Origin of the sequence: Amycolatopsis sp. NPDC047767 (genome assembly GCF_040704195.1) — a bacterium.
Classification (GTDB): Bacteria; Actinomycetota; Actinomycetes; order Mycobacteriales; family Pseudonocardiaceae; genus Amycolatopsis.
This window is the reverse complement of sequence record NZ_JBEYSJ010000010.1, coordinates 103224-119049: the sequence shown is the minus strand read 5'-3', so window position 1 is coordinate 119049 and position 15826 is coordinate 103224. Positions and strand designations below refer to the sequence as shown.

17 protein-coding genes are annotated in these 15826 nt (G+C 68.9%); 8 read left to right on the top strand and 9 right to left on the bottom strand.

Annotation, left to right across the window (positions count from 1 at the left end; all coding sequences use genetic code 11):
- Positions 1–75 precede the first annotated feature (75 nt).
- The 5 genes from AB0878_RS20165 to AB0878_RS20145 form a co-directional block, all read right to left on the bottom strand.
- Positions 76–987: a polysaccharide deacetylase family protein gene (locus AB0878_RS20165; protein WP_366581758.1), complete on the bottom strand. Its 912-nt coding sequence runs from the start codon at positions 985–987 to the stop codon at positions 76–78.
- Between the two features lie 33 nt (positions 988–1020).
- A complete protein-coding gene (locus AB0878_RS20160) occupies positions 1021–2385 on the bottom strand; it encodes an MFS transporter (protein ID WP_366581757.1) in 1365 nt (454 codons plus the stop codon).
- 106 nt (positions 2386–2491) lie between these two features.
- A complete protein-coding gene (locus tag AB0878_RS20155; RefSeq protein WP_366581756.1) occupies positions 2492–2869 on the bottom strand; it encodes a cupin domain-containing protein in 378 nt (125 codons plus the stop codon).
- On the bottom strand, positions 2862–3635 hold the full coding sequence (locus AB0878_RS20150; RefSeq protein WP_366581755.1) for a GntR family transcriptional regulator: 774 nt from the start codon (positions 3633–3635) through the stop codon (positions 2862–2864). Before AB0878_RS20150 ends, AB0878_RS20155 begins: the two co-directional genes overlap by 8 nt.
- A gap of 249 nt (positions 3636–3884) precedes the next feature.
- Positions 3885–4724 carry an oxidoreductase gene (locus AB0878_RS20145; RefSeq protein WP_366581754.1) on the bottom strand — a complete coding sequence of 280 codons (840 nt, stop codon included), beginning with the start codon at positions 4722–4724 and terminating at the stop codon, positions 3885–3887.
- 99 nt (positions 4725–4823) lie between these two features.
- Between AB0878_RS20145 and AB0878_RS20140 the strand changes: the two genes are divergently transcribed.
- The gene (locus AB0878_RS20140; protein WP_366581753.1) at positions 4824–5726 is read left to right on the top strand and encodes a LysR family transcriptional regulator; all 903 of its coding nucleotides are present in this window, start codon (positions 4824–4826) and stop codon (positions 5724–5726) included.
- Between the two features lie 36 nt (positions 5727–5762).
- Here the strand turns inward: AB0878_RS20140 and AB0878_RS20135 are convergent, their stop codons facing one another.
- Positions 5763–6716 carry a TIGR03619 family F420-dependent LLM class oxidoreductase gene (locus AB0878_RS20135; RefSeq protein ID WP_366581752.1) on the bottom strand — a complete coding sequence of 318 codons (954 nt, stop codon included), beginning with the start codon at positions 6714–6716 and terminating at the stop codon, positions 5763–5765.
- Between the two features lie 85 nt (positions 6717–6801).
- On the opposite strand from AB0878_RS20135, the gene AB0878_RS20130 reads away from it, so the two are divergent.
- Positions 6802–7188: a MerR family transcriptional regulator gene (locus AB0878_RS20130; protein ID WP_366581751.1), complete on the top strand. Its 387-nt coding sequence runs from the start codon at positions 6802–6804 to the stop codon at positions 7186–7188.
- Between the two features lie 19 nt (positions 7189–7207).
- Here the strand turns inward: AB0878_RS20130 and AB0878_RS20125 are convergent, their stop codons facing one another.
- Complete coding sequence (locus tag AB0878_RS20125) at positions 7208–7987, bottom strand: FadR/GntR family transcriptional regulator (RefSeq protein WP_366581750.1); 780 nt, start codon at positions 7985–7987, stop codon at positions 7208–7210.
- Between the two features lie 145 nt (positions 7988–8132).
- Here AB0878_RS20125 and AB0878_RS20120 point away from each other — a divergent pair, with 145 nt between their 5' ends.
- From AB0878_RS20120 to AB0878_RS20105, 4 genes are all read left to right on the top strand, one after another.
- Positions 8133–8840, top strand: coding sequence for a class II aldolase/adducin family protein (locus AB0878_RS20120; protein ID WP_366581749.1), 708 nt, complete (start codon positions 8133–8135; stop codon positions 8838–8840).
- 32 nt (positions 8841–8872) lie between these two features.
- Complete coding sequence (locus tag AB0878_RS20115) at positions 8873–9448, top strand: cupin domain-containing protein (protein ID WP_360605098.1); 576 nt, start codon at positions 8873–8875, stop codon at positions 9446–9448.
- A gap of 80 nt (positions 9449–9528) precedes the next feature.
- Entirely contained in the window at positions 9529–10200 is a 672-nt protein-coding gene (locus AB0878_RS20110) for a class I SAM-dependent methyltransferase (RefSeq protein ID WP_366581748.1), read from the top strand.
- A 67-nt stretch (positions 10201–10267) separates the two neighbouring features.
- Complete coding sequence (locus AB0878_RS20105) at positions 10268–11305, top strand: HoxN/HupN/NixA family nickel/cobalt transporter (protein WP_366581922.1); 1038 nt, start codon at positions 10268–10270, stop codon at positions 11303–11305.
- Here AB0878_RS20105 and AB0878_RS20100 read toward each other — a convergent pair.
- Both AB0878_RS20100 and AB0878_RS20095 read right to left on the bottom strand, forming a co-directional pair.
- Positions 11302–12117: an NAD(P)-dependent oxidoreductase gene (locus AB0878_RS20100; RefSeq protein WP_366581747.1), complete on the bottom strand. Its 816-nt coding sequence runs from the start codon at positions 12115–12117 to the stop codon at positions 11302–11304. The genes AB0878_RS20105 and AB0878_RS20100 overlap by 4 nt on opposite strands.
- Positions 12118–12220: 103 nt before the next feature.
- Positions 12221–13246 carry a cupin domain-containing protein gene (locus tag AB0878_RS20095; protein ID WP_366581746.1) on the bottom strand — a complete coding sequence of 342 codons (1026 nt, stop codon included), beginning with the start codon at positions 13244–13246 and terminating at the stop codon, positions 12221–12223.
- A 139-nt stretch (positions 13247–13385) separates the two neighbouring features.
- Here AB0878_RS20095 and AB0878_RS20090 point away from each other — a divergent pair, with 139 nt between their 5' ends.
- Positions 13386–14375 (top strand): hypothetical protein, encoded by a 990-nt coding sequence (locus AB0878_RS20090; protein WP_366581745.1) that lies wholly within the window; start codon positions 13386–13388, stop codon positions 14373–14375.
- 348 nt (positions 14376–14723) lie between these two features.
- Entirely contained in the window at positions 14724–15815 is a 1092-nt protein-coding gene (locus AB0878_RS20085) for an extracellular solute-binding protein (protein ID WP_366581744.1), read from the top strand.
- Positions 15816–15826: the final 11 nt, after the last annotated feature.

The window sequence follows — 15826 nt, the reverse complement described above, 5'->3', positions numbered from 1 at the left end:
CACAGGCGGGACAGAGCAGCCTGAGCGCGGGCGGCGGGATCTGTCCTCAGGCCCGGTCCGCCAGCCGTCCGGGCCTCACCCCTGGACGAACTCCTCCGAGTGCTCGTTCCACCAGCGGGCGATGTCGGCCCGGCGGGCGAACCAGACGCCGCCCTTGGCCTGGGCGTATTCGATGAACTCCCGCAGCGCCCCGGTGCGTGCCGCCTGACCCACCAGGCGGGGGTGGAGGCCGATGGACATCATCTTGGGCCGGCCCTTCGAGCCTTCGAGCCACAGTTCGTCGAAGCCGCGCTTGAGGTAGTCGAGGAACAGGCTCGGTGACCGGGTGCCCTGGATGTCGTTGTAGGTCAGCGAATACGGGACGACGAGCTGCCGGACTCCGTTCACGTCGACGTAGTAGGGCAGGTCGTCGTTGTAGGCGTCCGAGTCGTACAGGAATCCGCCGTGCTCCACGACCAGCTCGCGCGTGTTGATCGAGGGGCCGTAGCGGCAGTACCAGCCGCTGGGCGCTTCACCCCACGTCTGGGTGAAGGAGGCGACGGCTTTCTTGATCCGGTCGGCCTCTTCCTCGCGCGACAAGCGCCAGTGCTCTTCCCAGCGCCACCCGTGCCCGAGCAGGTCGTGGCCGGCTTCGCGGGCCGCCGACGCGACCTCGGGGTTGCGTTCGAAGGCCACTGCGCAGCCGAAGAACGTGGCTTTGACGTCGTACTCGTCGAAGAGGCGGAGCAGGCGCCACACGCCGACGCGGCTGCCGTACTCGTACATCGATTCCTTCGCCAGGTCCCGCAGATGAGCCGGGAAGGCGTAGTCCACTTCGGCGAGACTGTCGTTCTCACCGTCTCCCATCTCGTGGGAGTATTCGGAACCCTCCTCGTAGTTCACCACGAGGTTGACCGCCACCTTGGCGTCGCCGGGCCACCGGACAGCCGGCACGTCCTTGCCGTAGCCGACCAGGTCCCGGCTGAGATTGCTCGGAATTTCTCGCATCGACCGCAAATCCTCACTCACGAAGTTTTCGTTCTACTTGGCGGATCCGTGCAGGACCTCGAGGGGCACCCGATGGGTTTCCGGAACGAACAGCGCCGCCAGCGCCAGCCCCAGGTACATCACCGCCACGATGGCGAACACCCAGAACTCGCCGACCCCCTGCAGCAGCGAGCTGGCGACCAGCGGCAGAAGCGCGCCGCCGACGAATCCGGTGTTGACGACGACAGCCGTGCCGAAACTGCGGACCCGCGTCGGGAAGAGCTCCGGCGCCCACGTCCAGATGGTGGTGTTGACCAGGAGCACGAAGATCTGGAACACGAAACCCAGCGTCAGGATGAGCCCGTCGCCTTGCGCGAAGATGGCGAAGGCGAGCACGGCCACGGCACCGCACACCGCACCCACACAGACCACGGTCCGCCTCGAAATGGCGAACCCGCCGTAGGAGGCGATCGCGCAGCCGAGGAGACCGCCCAGGTTCTGCAGCATCGTGAAGGTCACGCTGCCCTGCACCGAATAGCCCCGGTCGACCAGCATGATGGGCATCAGCAGCACCACGCTGAACTCCGCGCCCCACGCCAGGAACGCCGCGATTCCCAAGGCGACGGTGCGCCGGCGAAGCGGCTTGGTGAGCACGCTCTTCAACGCCTGGGACGCGGGCCCGTCGCCCTGCGCGCTCTCGGAAACGGCAGCGGTCTGGCTGTCGACGTAGGAGTGGACTTCGCCGCCCCGCAGGCGCAGCTTGCCGGTCGCCAGCCGCGTCAGTGCCTCGTTCGCTTCCCGGATCTTGCCGCGGCTCAAGAGGTACGCGGGTGTCTCGGGCAGGTACCGCCTGAAGAAGAAGATCAAGATCGCGGGAAGGCCCAGCAGGCCGAAGGCCCACCGCCAGTCGTCGGCGCCGGCGCCGACCCACGAGGCGAACGGGCCGATCACCAGCAACGTGTAGGCGTAGGCGAGAAACAGGCCGACGCCCGCGGAGATGGTGTTGAACAGGGAGACGAACACGCCCCGGACCTTGGTCGGCGTGAGCTCGGACAGGTAGGTGAGCCCGACGGCGATCTCACCGCCGACCCCGAGGCCGGTCACGACCCGGGTGACCCCGAGAATCGTCGCGTTCGGCGCCAGGGCCGAAAGCACCGAGCCCAGGCAGTAGATCCCCAGGCTGACGGCCAGCAGGCTCCTGCGGCCCAGCAGGTCCGCGACCACTCCGCCGACGATGCCGCCGATCACGATCGCGATGAGGCTCACCGTCGAAAGCAAGGCCAAAGCGGAGGCGTCGATGCCGAGATCTTTTTGGAGAGAGGGGCCGAGCGCGGAGAGAATGAGCTGCTCGAAGACCTCGAAGAGGCCGCCCAGCACCACGAGGGTGAGCGCCAGGTAATGGGTTCGGGTGAGCCCCATGTCATCGATGATTTCACCAAGTGACCTGGGTTTTCTGCCCATGGCGGCTTTCGCATCGAATGCCATGATTGCACTTCCTACGTTCGAGTGTGGGTGATCCGAGCCCTCAAGACACCCTTTTGGCGCGTGTTGACGGCCGCGAAGGAGAGGGGAAGGAGAACACGGAAACGAGGTCCTCGCCGCCGGTGTTCTCCAGTGCGTGCCACGAAGCCGCCGGGATGAAGATCGCCTGGCCTCGCTCGAAATCGATGACACCTTGGTCCGTGTGCAGTTGCCCGGTCCCCTGGGCCACGTACATGACCTCGGAAGTCGCGTGCGCAATGGTGTCCGTCCTCGGCGATCCTGCCGGGATCGTCACCACACCGAGGCAGTTCTGGATCTCGGGGACGTTGGCCGCACTCAGCAGCAGGCCGTCCGCCGGCGGGTTCGCGGGATCGTAGGTGACCTGGACGTACTTTCCCGTGACGGTGACACTGTCAGTCATTCGTTCCTCTTCCGGATTCGGTCGCCAGACCTGGCCACTCGACCCCAACCTGCCCGGGGAAGAGCTGTTCCTTGTTGAGCCGCAAGTGATCCCGCATGGCATCCTCGGCACCGCGAGGACCGTCGCTGCGAATCGCGTCGAGGATGCGCTGGTGATCGTTGATCAGCTTGAGGCGGTTTCCGCGGTCCTGCAGCACGATCTGGTTGATCAGGACCCACAGGGGCTGCCGGTCGATCTCGACCAGCTCCAGCGCGAAGTGGCTGAGGATGTGGTTGGGGCACATCGCGGCCAGGTCGGCGTGGAAGGCCATGGAGTGGTTGACGAAGTCGGGTAGCTGCGCCGGCTCGTCGATCAAGCGGGCGGCCAGGTCGAGCTCGTGCTGCACCTTGTCCAGGTCGAGATCACCCGGACTCGCCGCGAGAAGGCGGGAAAGTGGCGGCTCGACCACCAGCCGGGCGGCGATGACGTGCTCGGGCGTCGAGCCGATCTCGTTTCCGGAGCGCTTGAACAGCCCCCGGCTCAGGTCGGCCACGTAGGTGCCGTCGCCGTGCCGCGCCACGATGGCGCCGCTGAGCTCCAGCGCGAACAAAGCCTCGCGCACGCTCGCCCGCGACACCTCGAACTTGGTGGCGAGCTCACGGTCCGACGGAAGCCGGGCCCCGGCGGTCCAGCCCCCCTGCTGGATCTCGCTCAGAAGGGCCTGAGCCACGCGCAGGTACCGCCGCTGCGGCAGGGCGGTCCGCTCGGACTGGTCTGAAGACTGCATCCGCAGAGGTTAGACCAGTGCCCCGGGTCGCACAAGAGTCGACTCATCGGTCTGACAAGGGCGCAGGCACCGGCTCTGAACTGCGGGTATTACGGATGGTGATCCGGTGAATCCGGACTGGAACAGGCGTCTGATCCGAAAAGAAGGCCCCCGCCGGCCGACGACCTCCCGGCAAGGGAGGACCTTCGAGCGACGGGGGCCGTCTCGGGTTCACCGCGGAACGTGAAGTCCGTCCGCGCTGTCCACGGGTCAGGAAATCGTGGTCGACCGGCTGAGCGACTCCCACGTGGTGACGTCGGCCAGCAGGGCCTCGTGGTGCTGGCGCAGGCCGTCGACCGCGTCTTCGCCGAGGAGGAAGTGCAGCGGTGGGTTCTCGGACTCGAGGACCTTGACGATCGCCGCGGCGCCCTTGGCCGGATCGTTCGGTTCCTGGCCCACGACGTTCTTGACCATCTGCCGCAGTTCGCCCGAGGTCGCGTGGTAGGCGGGGTTCTCGGGTGTCCACTGCAGACTGGTGCTGAAGTTGGTGCGGAACATCCCCGGCTCCACCACCACGACCCGGATCCCCAGCGGCGTCAGCTCGAGTGACAGCGCCTCGCCCAGCGCCTCGAGCGCGTGCTTGGTCGCGTTGTACCCGCCGAGACCCGGGAACGTCATCACGCCGCCGAGGGAGCTCATCACCACGATCGTGCCGCTGCCCTGCTCGCGCAGCACCGGCAGGACGGCCTGCGTCAGCTCCACCGCACCGAAGAAGTTGACGTCGAACATGGCGCGCAGGTACTCGGCCGAGGTTTCCTCGATGGCGCCCAGCACGCTGAAGCCGGCGTTGTTGACCAGCACGTCGATCCGGCCGAACACGGCGAGCGTCGCGTCGACCGCGGCGCGGATCGAGGCCGGGTCCGTGACGTCCATCGCCGCGGTGCTGACCCGGTCACCTCCGGCCTCCGCGAGGTCGGCGAGGGTCTCCGGGCGGCGCGCGGTGGCCATCACCCGGTCACCGGCGGCCAGCGCGGCCCGCACGAGCTCGCGGCCGAAGCCGCTCGAGCAGCCCGAGATCAGCCAGACGCGGCCCGGTGTTTCGTTCGTCATTCCCATGCCTTTCCCTTGGTGTCCAACAAGGTCGATGGTCGTCCCGGGAGCGTGGCGTCGTCCAACACCGGTTGCCTGTCGTGGTTGTAGGCTTTTCCTGTGACCCCTGATCTTCGGCAGCTGAGGTACTTCGTCGCCGTCGCCGAGGAGTCCAGCTACACGCGGGCGGCCGAGCAGCTGCTGATCAGCCAGCAGTCGCTGTCGCAGCAGATCACCTCGCTGGAACGCATGCTGGGCGCGAAGCTCTTCGACCGCGACACCCGCGGCACGAGCCTGACCGCGATCGGCACGCTGTTCCTGCCCGAGGCGCGCGCGGTGCTCGCCCGGGCGGACGAAGCGTTCGATCTCGTCGCCCGCGCCACGCGCGGCGAAGTCGGCCGCCTGTGCCTCGCTTTCCTCGCGACCACCACGAACTACCTGCTGCCGCCGGTGGTGCGCGCGGTCCGGCAACGGCTCCCCGAGCTCCGGCTGACCACCGAGGAGACGACGATCGCCCCGCTGGTCGAAGGGGTGCGAAAAGGACGCTACGACGTCGCGTTCACGCGACCGCCGCTCGTGTCCGATCTGGAATCCCGGACGCTGGTGATCGAACCGGTGTGCGCGGTCCTGCCCGAAGGCCATCCGCTCGCCGACCGGGCCGAGGTGACGCTCGCCGAGCTGGCCGGCGAACGGTGGGTGCTGACCCCGCGCAGCTCCTGGGAACCGTGGCACGAGGCGTTCGACAGTTCCTTCCGGACCGCCGGGTTCACCCCCGACGTGGTCCACCGCGACGCGAGCGTGCAAGCACTGCTCGGCCTGGTCGCCGCCGGAGTCGGCATCACGCGCCTCGCCCGGTCGGCGCGCAGCCTGCGCCGCTCCGGGGTGGTCTTCGTGCCGATCGCCGGCGAGGTCGTCTCCACCGAGATGGTCTGGCTCGAGGGCAACGACTCCGCCGCGCTGCACGCCCTGCTCGACGTCGTCACCGACGTCGCCGCCTCCACCGACTTCGCCGCGGCCGGCTGACGCGCACCAGGGCGGCGGCGCTGCCGTCCAAACGGGTCAGGCGGCGAAGCGTTCGCGGATCTCCACCGCCTTTTCGAGCATCTGCCCGGTGCTCTTGAACCAGTCCTGCAGGTTCAGGTCCACGATGAGCTCGTCGGCGCCGGCCTCCTCGGCCGTGTGGATGTCCTCCACGATCTGGTCGAGCGTGCCGACGAACGCCGAACGGCCGGATCCCGCCGGCCGGTCGGTGAAGGTGACGTTGCCCACCACGACCAGCTCCATCCGGCTCGCGTCCCGGCCGTACCCGGTGGCCATTTCCCGGATGCGGTTCCAGTCCGCGCGCAGTGCCGCGGCTCCGGCCGGCCCGGGCGTGGTGAGCAGCGGCAGCCAGCCGTCCGCGCGCCGCGCGATGCGCTCCAGGGCCGTGGAACTGGAGGCGCGGCCCAGGTTGCTGGCGCCGCCGGCGAGCATCACGGGGATCTTCGAAGCGGGCTTCGGCAGGACCGACGCGTTCTCGATGATGACGCGAGGGCTGCGGAAGGTCACCGGATCCGGCCCCCACACGGCGTCGAAGACGTCCAGCATCTCGTCAAGGAAGCGCCCGCGATCCGCTCGGGTGGCGCCGGTGGCCCGCAAAACGTCGCTGGACCAGCCGGCGCCCAGGCCCGCGATGACGCGGCCGCCGCTGATCCGGTCGACCGTCGCCAGCGCCTTCGCCAGCGGAACGGGGGTGTGCAGGGCCGCGATCAACACGGCCGTCCCGAGGCGCACCTTCTCGGTCACCACCGCCGCTGCCGTGAGCACCGCCAGGGGGTCGGCGGTCTGGCGCCCGCTCTCCGGCCACGGCACGTTCGGCGGCGCGTACGGTTCCAGGGGTGTCTCGGGGAACAGCAACTGTTCGTAGGTCCACAAGCTCGCGTATCCCGCCGCTTCCGCCGTTCTGGCGGCTTCGACCACGTCGCGCTGCAGATCCACTTCCAGCCGCTGGGGCAACCGCAGTCCCAGTTTCATTCGAATCTCCGTTGTAATCGTCACCAGTCCCTACTGCGAGTCTGAACACTCACATCGATGTGAAGGTCAAGGTAGACTGGGTCACATGAGAATCGGAGAGCTCGCTGAGCGCACCGGCGTCTCCCGTCGGCTGCTGCGCTACTACGAGGAGCAGGGCCTGATCACGCCCACCCGCTCCTCCAACGGTTACCGCGAGTACGGCGAGCCGCACGTGGACGTCGTGCAGCAGATCAAGGGACTGCTCGACGCCGGCCTCCCGACCCGCATCATCCAGCAGCTCCTGCCGTGCCTGGACAAGCCGCACACCATCTACGCGCCTTTCGTGACCCCCGAAATGATCGTCACTTTGCAGCGCGAACAAGCCCGGCTTTCCGAACGCATCGAATTCCTGACCCGCAACCGCGACGCCATCACCGACTACCTCGGAACCGTTCTCACCGTCAGCGAACGCCGGGAGCCGGCCGCGTCGTGAATTGACGCGCGGCCCCGTCCTAGACTTCCTCGCCCTTTTCCCGCGACGCCTGCACACGGGCGATGCGCTGGGAGGTGCGGCGGAGGTGCCTGGCCATGATCTCGCGTGCCTTTTCCGTGTCGCGGGCGGCGATGGCCTCGACGAGGTCGCGGTGTTCGGTGGTGCCGCGGTGGCCCATGAGCGGGGCGGCCACCTGGGCCTCGCGCAGGGACATCAGCAGTGGGCCGTGGAACGAGTGGACCAGCATCTCGATGGCGGCGTTGTGGGTGCACTGCGCCACGCGGACGTGGAACGCCGCCGACATCTCCATGTTGTACTCGCCGCGTTTCAGGGCGGCCTGGTGTTCGTGGGTCATCTCGCGTAGTTCGTCGACGTCCGTCTCGGTCGCGCGCTCGATGACGATGTCGAGGATGCCGAGCTCCACCACCTGACGGGCCTCGATGACCTCCGGCCCCGTCATCGGCGAGAGGTTCACGAGGTCGGCGAGGTTCGCGCTGAGCGTGGTCGACGAGGGGGTCGTGACAAACGCGCCGCCGCGGGCGCCGACGCGGATCGCGACGAGGCCGGCGGCCTCGAGGACGCGCAGGGCCTCTCGGACGGTGACGCGGCTGACGCCCATCTGCTCGCACAGGGCGCGCTCGCTCGGCAGCCGGTCGCCGGGACGCAGTTTGTCGGCGCGGATGAGCGAGCGGATCTGCTCGACGATGACCTCCGACATCCGGCTCGACGACACGACGTCGAACAGCCCGCTGTCGGCCCGCGGAGCCGCCGCGGATCCACCCCGCCCTGCTGGTTCCATGCCGCGATCCTCTCACAGGAACGCCGGAACGCCCGCCGTCGCGGCGCCCGCCGAAGGGTTGACCGGCAGCTGGAGGGCGCCTTATGGTCATATCGTCGTTCGGACTAACCAATAGACCAGAGGTTCAGAACAGCCAGGAGGCGCCGTGAGGGAATCCGTCGCACTGGCCTGCCGGGTGCTCGCCGCGACCGGCCTCGTCGAGCACGTGCTCGGCCACATCAGCGTCCGCACGTCGCCGGACGAGCTGCTGGTGCGCTGCCGCGGCCCGCGGGAGTCCGGCCTCCGCTACACGACGGCCGACGACATCCGGCCGGTGCCGCTGTACGGCACACCCGACACCGGTGAGTGGAGCGTGCCCAACGAGCTGCCGATCCACACCGAGGTGCTGCGGCGCCACCCCGAGGTGACGGCCGTGGTCCACGCGCACCCACCCGCCGTGGTCACCATGGCGCTCGCCGGGCTGCCGTGGCTGCCCCTGTTCGGCGCCTACGACATCCCGGCCGCGCGGCTCGCCGCCGACGGAATTCCCGTGTGGCCGCGCTCGGTGCTCGTGAACGACCACGACCTCGCCGGGCAGATGGCCGACGCGCTGGGCGACCGGCCCGTCCTGGTCCTCAGTGGACACGGGCTGGTCAGCGTGGCCGGCGGCGACCCGGAAACGGCGGTGGCCCAGGCCGTGCTGCAGGCCATCGCCGTCGACACGCTCGCCCGGCACACCCTCGCCGTCGCCCAGGCCGGCGGGAAGCCGGTGGCGATCCCCGACGAGGACCTCGCGCGCCTGCCCGACCTGGGCGGGGCGTTCAACGTCACGACCCTGTGGCGGCACGTGGTGCGGCGCACCGAAAACCCCTGAAGTCCCCCGCGAGTACGACAAGGAGAGCAGTAGTGCGTGACGAGTACCTGAAAGGTGTCCTGGCCAGCGAGAAGAAGAACCTCGATTCCTCGGAGATCGCGGCCCGCGACGAGTTCAACCGGCAGCACCCGCCGAACAAGGGCCTGGTCGTGGAGGACGACCTGCGCAAGATGGAGCTGCCGGCCCGGCCGTGGCGCAACAACCGCGGCCACTACTTCGACCTCGCCGACTACGAGGTGCTGAGCGCGCACATCTCGGAGCTCAAGCCGGGCAACAACTCCGTCCGCCACCGTCACACCACCGAGGCCTACCTCTACGTGGTCAAGGGGCACGGTTTCTCGCTCATCAACTACGACGACGAGCCGATCGAGGTCGTCGAGTGGCAGGAGGGCACGCTGTTCGCGCCGCCTCGGTGGGCGTGGCACCAGCACTTCAACCTCGACGGCAACGACACGGCCCGCTACCTCGCGATCCAGGACACGGGGCTGCTGCGCACCATGCGCCTGCACAACATCGAGCGCCACGGCGTGCAGCTCTCCCCCGAGGAGGGCAAGCAGCTGCTCGACGCGGCGGTCGAGGCCGGCACCACGCACGGCGCGCGCAAGTAGCCGGCCCCTCGGCCGTGCTCCCGCACCCCAGGCGGGAGCACGGCCGAGCCACGAACCCATCCGACCTGTGAGGAGTGCCCGTGCCCGAAGGAACACCCGTGTCCGAATGGCTCGACCCGAACGTCGCGACGTCGTGGCTGGAACAGGACAGCCTCGTCGGATTCCTCGTGCTGCCCCGGCGGATCGCCGCCACGCTCGTGGCGGGCGACCGGCCGCGGACGAAGCTGGTGGCCGACATCGGCAGCGGCCCCGGTGACTTCCTGGAGGTCCTGCTCGATCTCTTCCCCGGCGCGCACGGCATCTGGACCGACGTCTCCACCGTGATGGAGGAGGCCGCCCGCGCGCGGCTCGCCCGGTTCGGAGACCGCGTTTCCTACCGGCTCACCGACATGACGGACCTCGCGCAGCTGCCCGGTGACCTCGACGTGGTGATGACGTCGCGGGCCAGCCACCACCTGAACCCGGCGCAGCTGGCGCGCTTCTACACCGAGGCGGCCGAGCACCTGGCGCCCGGCGGCTGGCTGCTCAACCTCGACCACATCGGGCCCGGTCCGGTGTGGGACGCGCGCCTGCGCGCGGCCCGCAAGCAGCTCATCCCGCCGTCCGACAAAGCCGGTGCCCACAAGCACAACGACGCCCTCCCGTCGGTGGCCGACCACTTCGAAGGCCTCGCGAAGGCCGGGTTCACCGACGTCGAGATGCCCTGGCGCGGCCTGTACACCTGCCTGCTGGCGGCTCGTCGTGACGGTTGACGGATCCCGCCGGCTCGCCCGCGTCCGCGTCGCGCTCAGCGGCCGCGAGTGGGCGTCGCTGGGTGGCATGGCCACGGTCGTCCTGCTGCTGAACCTCGTCGGCTGGGGAGTGCTCGGCCTCGTCGTGGCCCCGGAGCACCACGCGCTGGCCGGCGGCGGGTTCTTCGGGGTCGGGCTGGGCGTCACGGCGTTCACGCTGGGGCTGCGCCACGCGTTCGACGCCGACCACATCGCCGCGATCGACAACACCACCCGCAAGCTGATGGCCGACGGCGGACGGCCGCTGTCGGTCGGGTTCTGGTTCTCGCTCGGGCATTCGACCGTCGTGTTCGGACTGTGCCTGCTGCTCTCGGTCGGCGTGCGCGCGCTCGCCGGATCGGTCACGGACGACTCGTCGGCGCTGCACCGGGTGACCGGCCTGATCGGCACGTCGGTGTCCGGGGTGTTCCTCTACATCATCGGGATCGTCAACCTGGTGGTGCTGTTCGGCATCCTGCGGGTGTTCCGCGAGATGCGCCACGGGCGGTTCAGCGAAGCCGAACTCGAGGAGCACCTCGCGAAGCGCGGCGTGCTGAACCGGCTGCTGTCCGGCCTGACGAAGGCGGTCCGCAAGCCCTGGCACATCTATCCGGTGGGTGTCCTCTTCGGACTCGGGTTCGACACCGCGACCGAGGTCGGCCTGCTCGTGCTGGCCGCCGGCGCCGCCACGTTCGCCCTGCCCTGGTACGCCATCCTGGTGCTGCCCGTGCTGTTCGCGGCGGGGATGACGTTGTTCGACACCGCCGACGGCTGCTTCATGAACTTCGCCTACGGGTGGGCGTTCGCGAAGCCGGTGCGGAAAGTCTTCTACAACCTCACCGTGACCGCGCTGTCCGTGGCGGTCGCGCTGGTCATCGGGACGATCGAGCTGCTGTCGATCCTCGCCGACCGGCTCGGGATCGTCTCGGGCCCGCTGGCCGCGATCGCCGGCCTCGACCTGAACAACGTCGGCTTCGCGATCGCCGGGCTGTTCGTCGCGACCTGGCTCGTCGCCGTCCTGGTCTGGCGGATCGGCCGGATCGAGGAGAAGTGGTCGGCCCACCTCTCCCTCGACCCCGACCGTTAAGCGCCCGGCCCGCCGAACAGCTCCGCCACGCCCGCGACGGTGATGCCCTCCATCACCTCGCGGGCGGTGTGCGCCACCGGCAGGTCCTGGCCCACGCCGTCGGCCATGCGGAACGCGTTGGCCAGATCCTTGCGGTACCAGGTGAAGCGCATCAGTTCGAGCTGGGCGAGCGTGGCGCTCGCGGCCACCCCGTCGAGCAGCGCCCGGCGCAGCTTCGCCGGCTCGACGCCGAGGTCACGGCCGAGCCGCATCGCCTCGACGATCGCCGTGATCTGACCCCAGTGGCACAGGTTGTTCACCGTCTTGCCGACCTGGCCGGAGCCGAGCGGACCGAGGTGGTGCACCGCTTTCGTCCACGACGCGAGCGCCGGGCGCACGCGGTCCAGCACGGCTTCCTCCCCGCCGACCAGCAGGACGATCTCACCGTTCTCGGCGCCGCGGACCCCGCCGGTGAGCGCCGCGTCCAGCACGGCCACGCCCGCTCCCCCGGCCTCGGCCTCGACGCGGTGGCAGGTCTCGGGGGTCACCGAGCTGCAGATCAGCAACGTGGACCCGCGCTCGGACCCGGCCAGCACGGCCGACGACACCTCGAGCACGTCCTCATCGGACGGAACGATCACGAGCACCACGTCGCACCCGCCGAGCTCCGCCGGGGACCCGGCCGCCCGCGCACCCGCGGCGACGAGCGTGTCCGCTGTGGATTGATCACGGTCGTACACCACCGTGTCGCGGCCGGCGCCGACGAGGTGCCGGGCGATCGGCGCGCCCATCGCCCCCAGCCCGGCCACACCGACGCTTCCGTGGTTCGACATCAGGACCTTCCTCCCCGCCGGCAGGGCCGCGCCCCGCGGCAGTCGAAGCGAAAGGGCCTGCCTCGTGGTGAGTGCACGAGACAGGCCCCTTCGGACGGACACCTCAGACGGCGCTGGCGGCCTCGGCCAGTTCGCCGGTGTACTCCGGAGCGTTTTCGAAGTAGTGCACCTTGTCGTAACCGAGGTGCTTGAACATGCGGTTCTGCGCGGACAGCAACCGCAGCGGGGTGCCGTCGGCGGCGTAGTGCACGGCGATCGTGTTCTGCGGGACGTAGAGCGTGTCGCCCTTGGTGATCTCGTGCCGGGTCGGCGTCTTCGCGACCCGCGCGTAGTACTTCTCCGCGATCTCCTCCTGGACCTCCCAGTGCAGCGAATAGCCGGAGCCGTCGAGCACGTAGAGGACCTCGTCGGCCATCTTCCAGTGCTTGCCCGAGCGGCTGCCGGCCGGGATGTCGAGCTCGAAGACGTCGACGGAGAACTGGCGCAGGTCCGTCCGATCGGGACTGTTGAGCACGCGGACGCGGCCCATCGGGGTCGTCTCCCAGACCGTGTCCTCCTGGCGCACCACCTTCTTGCGCTCCAGCACACCGTCGGTCCAGATCCGCGACCAGTCCTCGCGCTCGCCGAACTCGTCCGGCCGCTCGATCGGACCGCCGCGGCCCTGCTGCAGCAGGCCCAGGAACATCCAGGTGCACTTGGCCTTCATGACCAGCGCGACGGCTTTTTCGTCGTACGGGTTGTAGTGCCGGTGCACCGAGTCGGTGTGGACGAAGACCAGTTCGCCGGCCTTCCAGTCGTACCGCTGGTCGTCGTGGATCTCGTAGCCGGCACCTTCGAGGATGTAGAAGGACGCCTCGTTCTGGTGTCCGTGTCCCCGGTTGGAGCTGTGCGGCGGCAGCTCGACGAAATGGACCTGCAGCGTCTGGGTCAGGAATTCCTCGTCCCCAGGCCCGATCCGCCACCACGTGCGGGACTTCTCCGAGTCGCCGGAGTGGCCGACCTTCGCGTCGTCGACCACCACCGAGTCGTCGCGGACCCGTTCGGCGGCCAGCTGGGCCTGACGGAACTGACCGAGCCCGTAGGTCTCAGAAGTCAAGCCACGTACGAACACGCGTCCCTTCTTGCCCATGCGTTCCTCGCTTTCCCGCGCCTTGGCGCTTTTCGACGGAGGCAGAACATGTTCCTCCCGGACGCCCGGCCCGGGTACGCTCCGAAGTATAGGCCTAACTGTCCTACCAATCCAGAGCCCGACCGTCCGGGAGGCTTCCTTGAGCGACGTCCACCTCAGCATCGCGACGACCGACTACGACCATTTCCGCGACTTCCGCACCGGCGCCGTGCGCGCCCAGGGCATCGACCACACCTGGTCGACGCTGAGCCACCACGAGATCTTCGCGCGGTTCACCGCGAACCGGGAGTGGGACGTCGCCGAGCTGTCCTTCGCCAAGTTCAGCGCCCAGATCACCCGCGACGAGCCGGACATCGTGGGACTGCCGGTCGTCTGCTCGCGGCTGTTCCGGTTCGGTTCGTTCTACGTCAACCGCAACAGCGGTATTCGTTCCGTGGAAGACCTGCGCGGCAAGAAGGTCGGCTCGCCCGAGTGGGCCCACTCGGCGGCGGTGTACATGCGAGGCTGGCTGCACAACGACATGGGCGTCAAGCTCGACGAGATCGAGTGGTACCAGGCCGGCGCGAACGCCCCGGGCCGCGTCGAGAAGGTGGAGCTGACGCTGCCACCCGGCGTGCGGCTCACCCGCGTGACCGACCGGTCGCTGTCGGACCTGCTCGCCGCAGGCGAGATCGACTGCGCGATCATCGCGCGGCCCCCGACGTGTTTCCTCGAAGGCCACCCCGACGTCGTACGTCTTTTCCCGGACTACCGCGAAAAGGAACAGGAGTACTTCCGCGACACCGGGATCTGGCCGATCATGCACTTGATCGCGATGCGCCGGCAGATCCTCGACGAGCACCCGTGGGTGGCCCGCAACCTCTACAACGCGTTCCTGGAGTCGAAACAACGCAGCGTCGAACGGCTGCTCGACCCCGCCGTCTCGCGTTACCCGCTGCCCTGGCTCGCCACCTACGGCCGCGAGATGCGCGACCTGTTCGCGGGCGACCCGTTCCCGTTCGGCATCGAACCCAACCGCGCCACCTGGGAACAGCTGCTCACCTACGCAGCCCAGCAGGGCATCGCACACCGGCTCGCCACGGCCGACGAGATTTTCCCGGCCGGGATCATGACCGAGGTGGTGGTGTGAACCCGTCGCGGTAATCGGCCATTCGGCCCTACGGTTTCCGCCGGTTTTTGGCAGAATGACTGAACTTCGCCGCTGGGACGCGCCCGTCTGCACGCACCGCACACGGGCCGTCCCGCCCTGCGCTCACCGTCCGAAGTGGATCCGCGCCCCAGGATTTCGATCGGGACCAGCATCGGGTCCAACGGTTGACAAATGGTCATACCATAGGTCCATACTGCTCGGACCGAACGGCCCGCGGCCTCAGGCACCGGGCCCCTCGGCACCCGAAGCTCCGCGACAGTTCCGCACTCACATCGTGGTGAGCCCGCCTTGTTCCCGGCGGCGGTCCGCTCACCGAAGGGAACCGCAATGCTCAAGAGGCGAAGCACCCGACGGACCGTCTCGGCCGTCCTCGCCGGCGGCCTGGCGTTGACGATGGCCGCCGCGTGCGGCTCCGGCGCGGCCAGCTCCACCGACGCGGCCCAGACGACGGCCGACCAGCGCAACCCCCAGCAGCTCGCCGAGGTCGCGGCGAGAGAAGGCGAGGTGGTCTGGTACACCACGTTCGCCGACGCCGACGTCGCGCCGATCATCGCGTCGTTCAACAAGGTCTACCCGAAGGTCAAGGTCAACGCGCTGCGGCTGAGCGCCGACAAGATCCCGCCCCGCGTGATCACCGAACAGCGCGGCGGCAAGTTCAACGCCGACGTGGTCTCCGGTGACTCCCCGCAGATCGCCCAGCTCCTGCAGGCGGGCGCGCTGCAGCCCTACAAGCCGGTCGACGCCGCGCCGCTGCCCGCCGGGCTCAGCCTCCCCGACGGCTACCAGGGTGTCGTGTACGCCGTCACCACCGTGCTCTCCTGGAACCCGCAGGTGCTCGGCCAGAAGGGCCTGACCGCGCCGAAATCCTGGGAGGACCTCACGAAGCCCCAGTGGCGCGGCCAGTTCTCGATCGACCCCGGCGCGGTCAACTGGTACGACAGCCTCATCGCCGCGATGGGCCACGACAAGGCCCTGGCGCTGCTGAAGGGGCTCGGCGACAACTCGCCGGTGTTCGTCGAGAGCCACACCCAGTCGCTGACCAACGTGCAGGCCGGCGAGCCGCTCGCCGCCGCGACCGCGTACGGCTACAAAGCCTCCAGCCTCAAGAAGAAGACGCCGAACACCCTGGACTTCGTCAACGGCACGCCGTTGCCGGCGTCGCTGAACCTCATCGACGTCGTGAAGAACTCGCCGCACCCCAACGCCGCCCGCCTCTTCGACGACTGGATGGTCTCCAAGGCCGGGCAGCAGGAGATCGTCGACGTCACCAACCACACGTCGGTCCGCCCGGACGTCACCAACGACGCACAGGTGTGGGACGAGACGAAGTGGCCGGCCGCCTGGGGCCACCCGAACCTCTCGCAGGCGGACTACAACAACGAGCTCGCGGAAATGAAGTCGGCTCTGAAAGCGCCGTGACCCCCGACGGC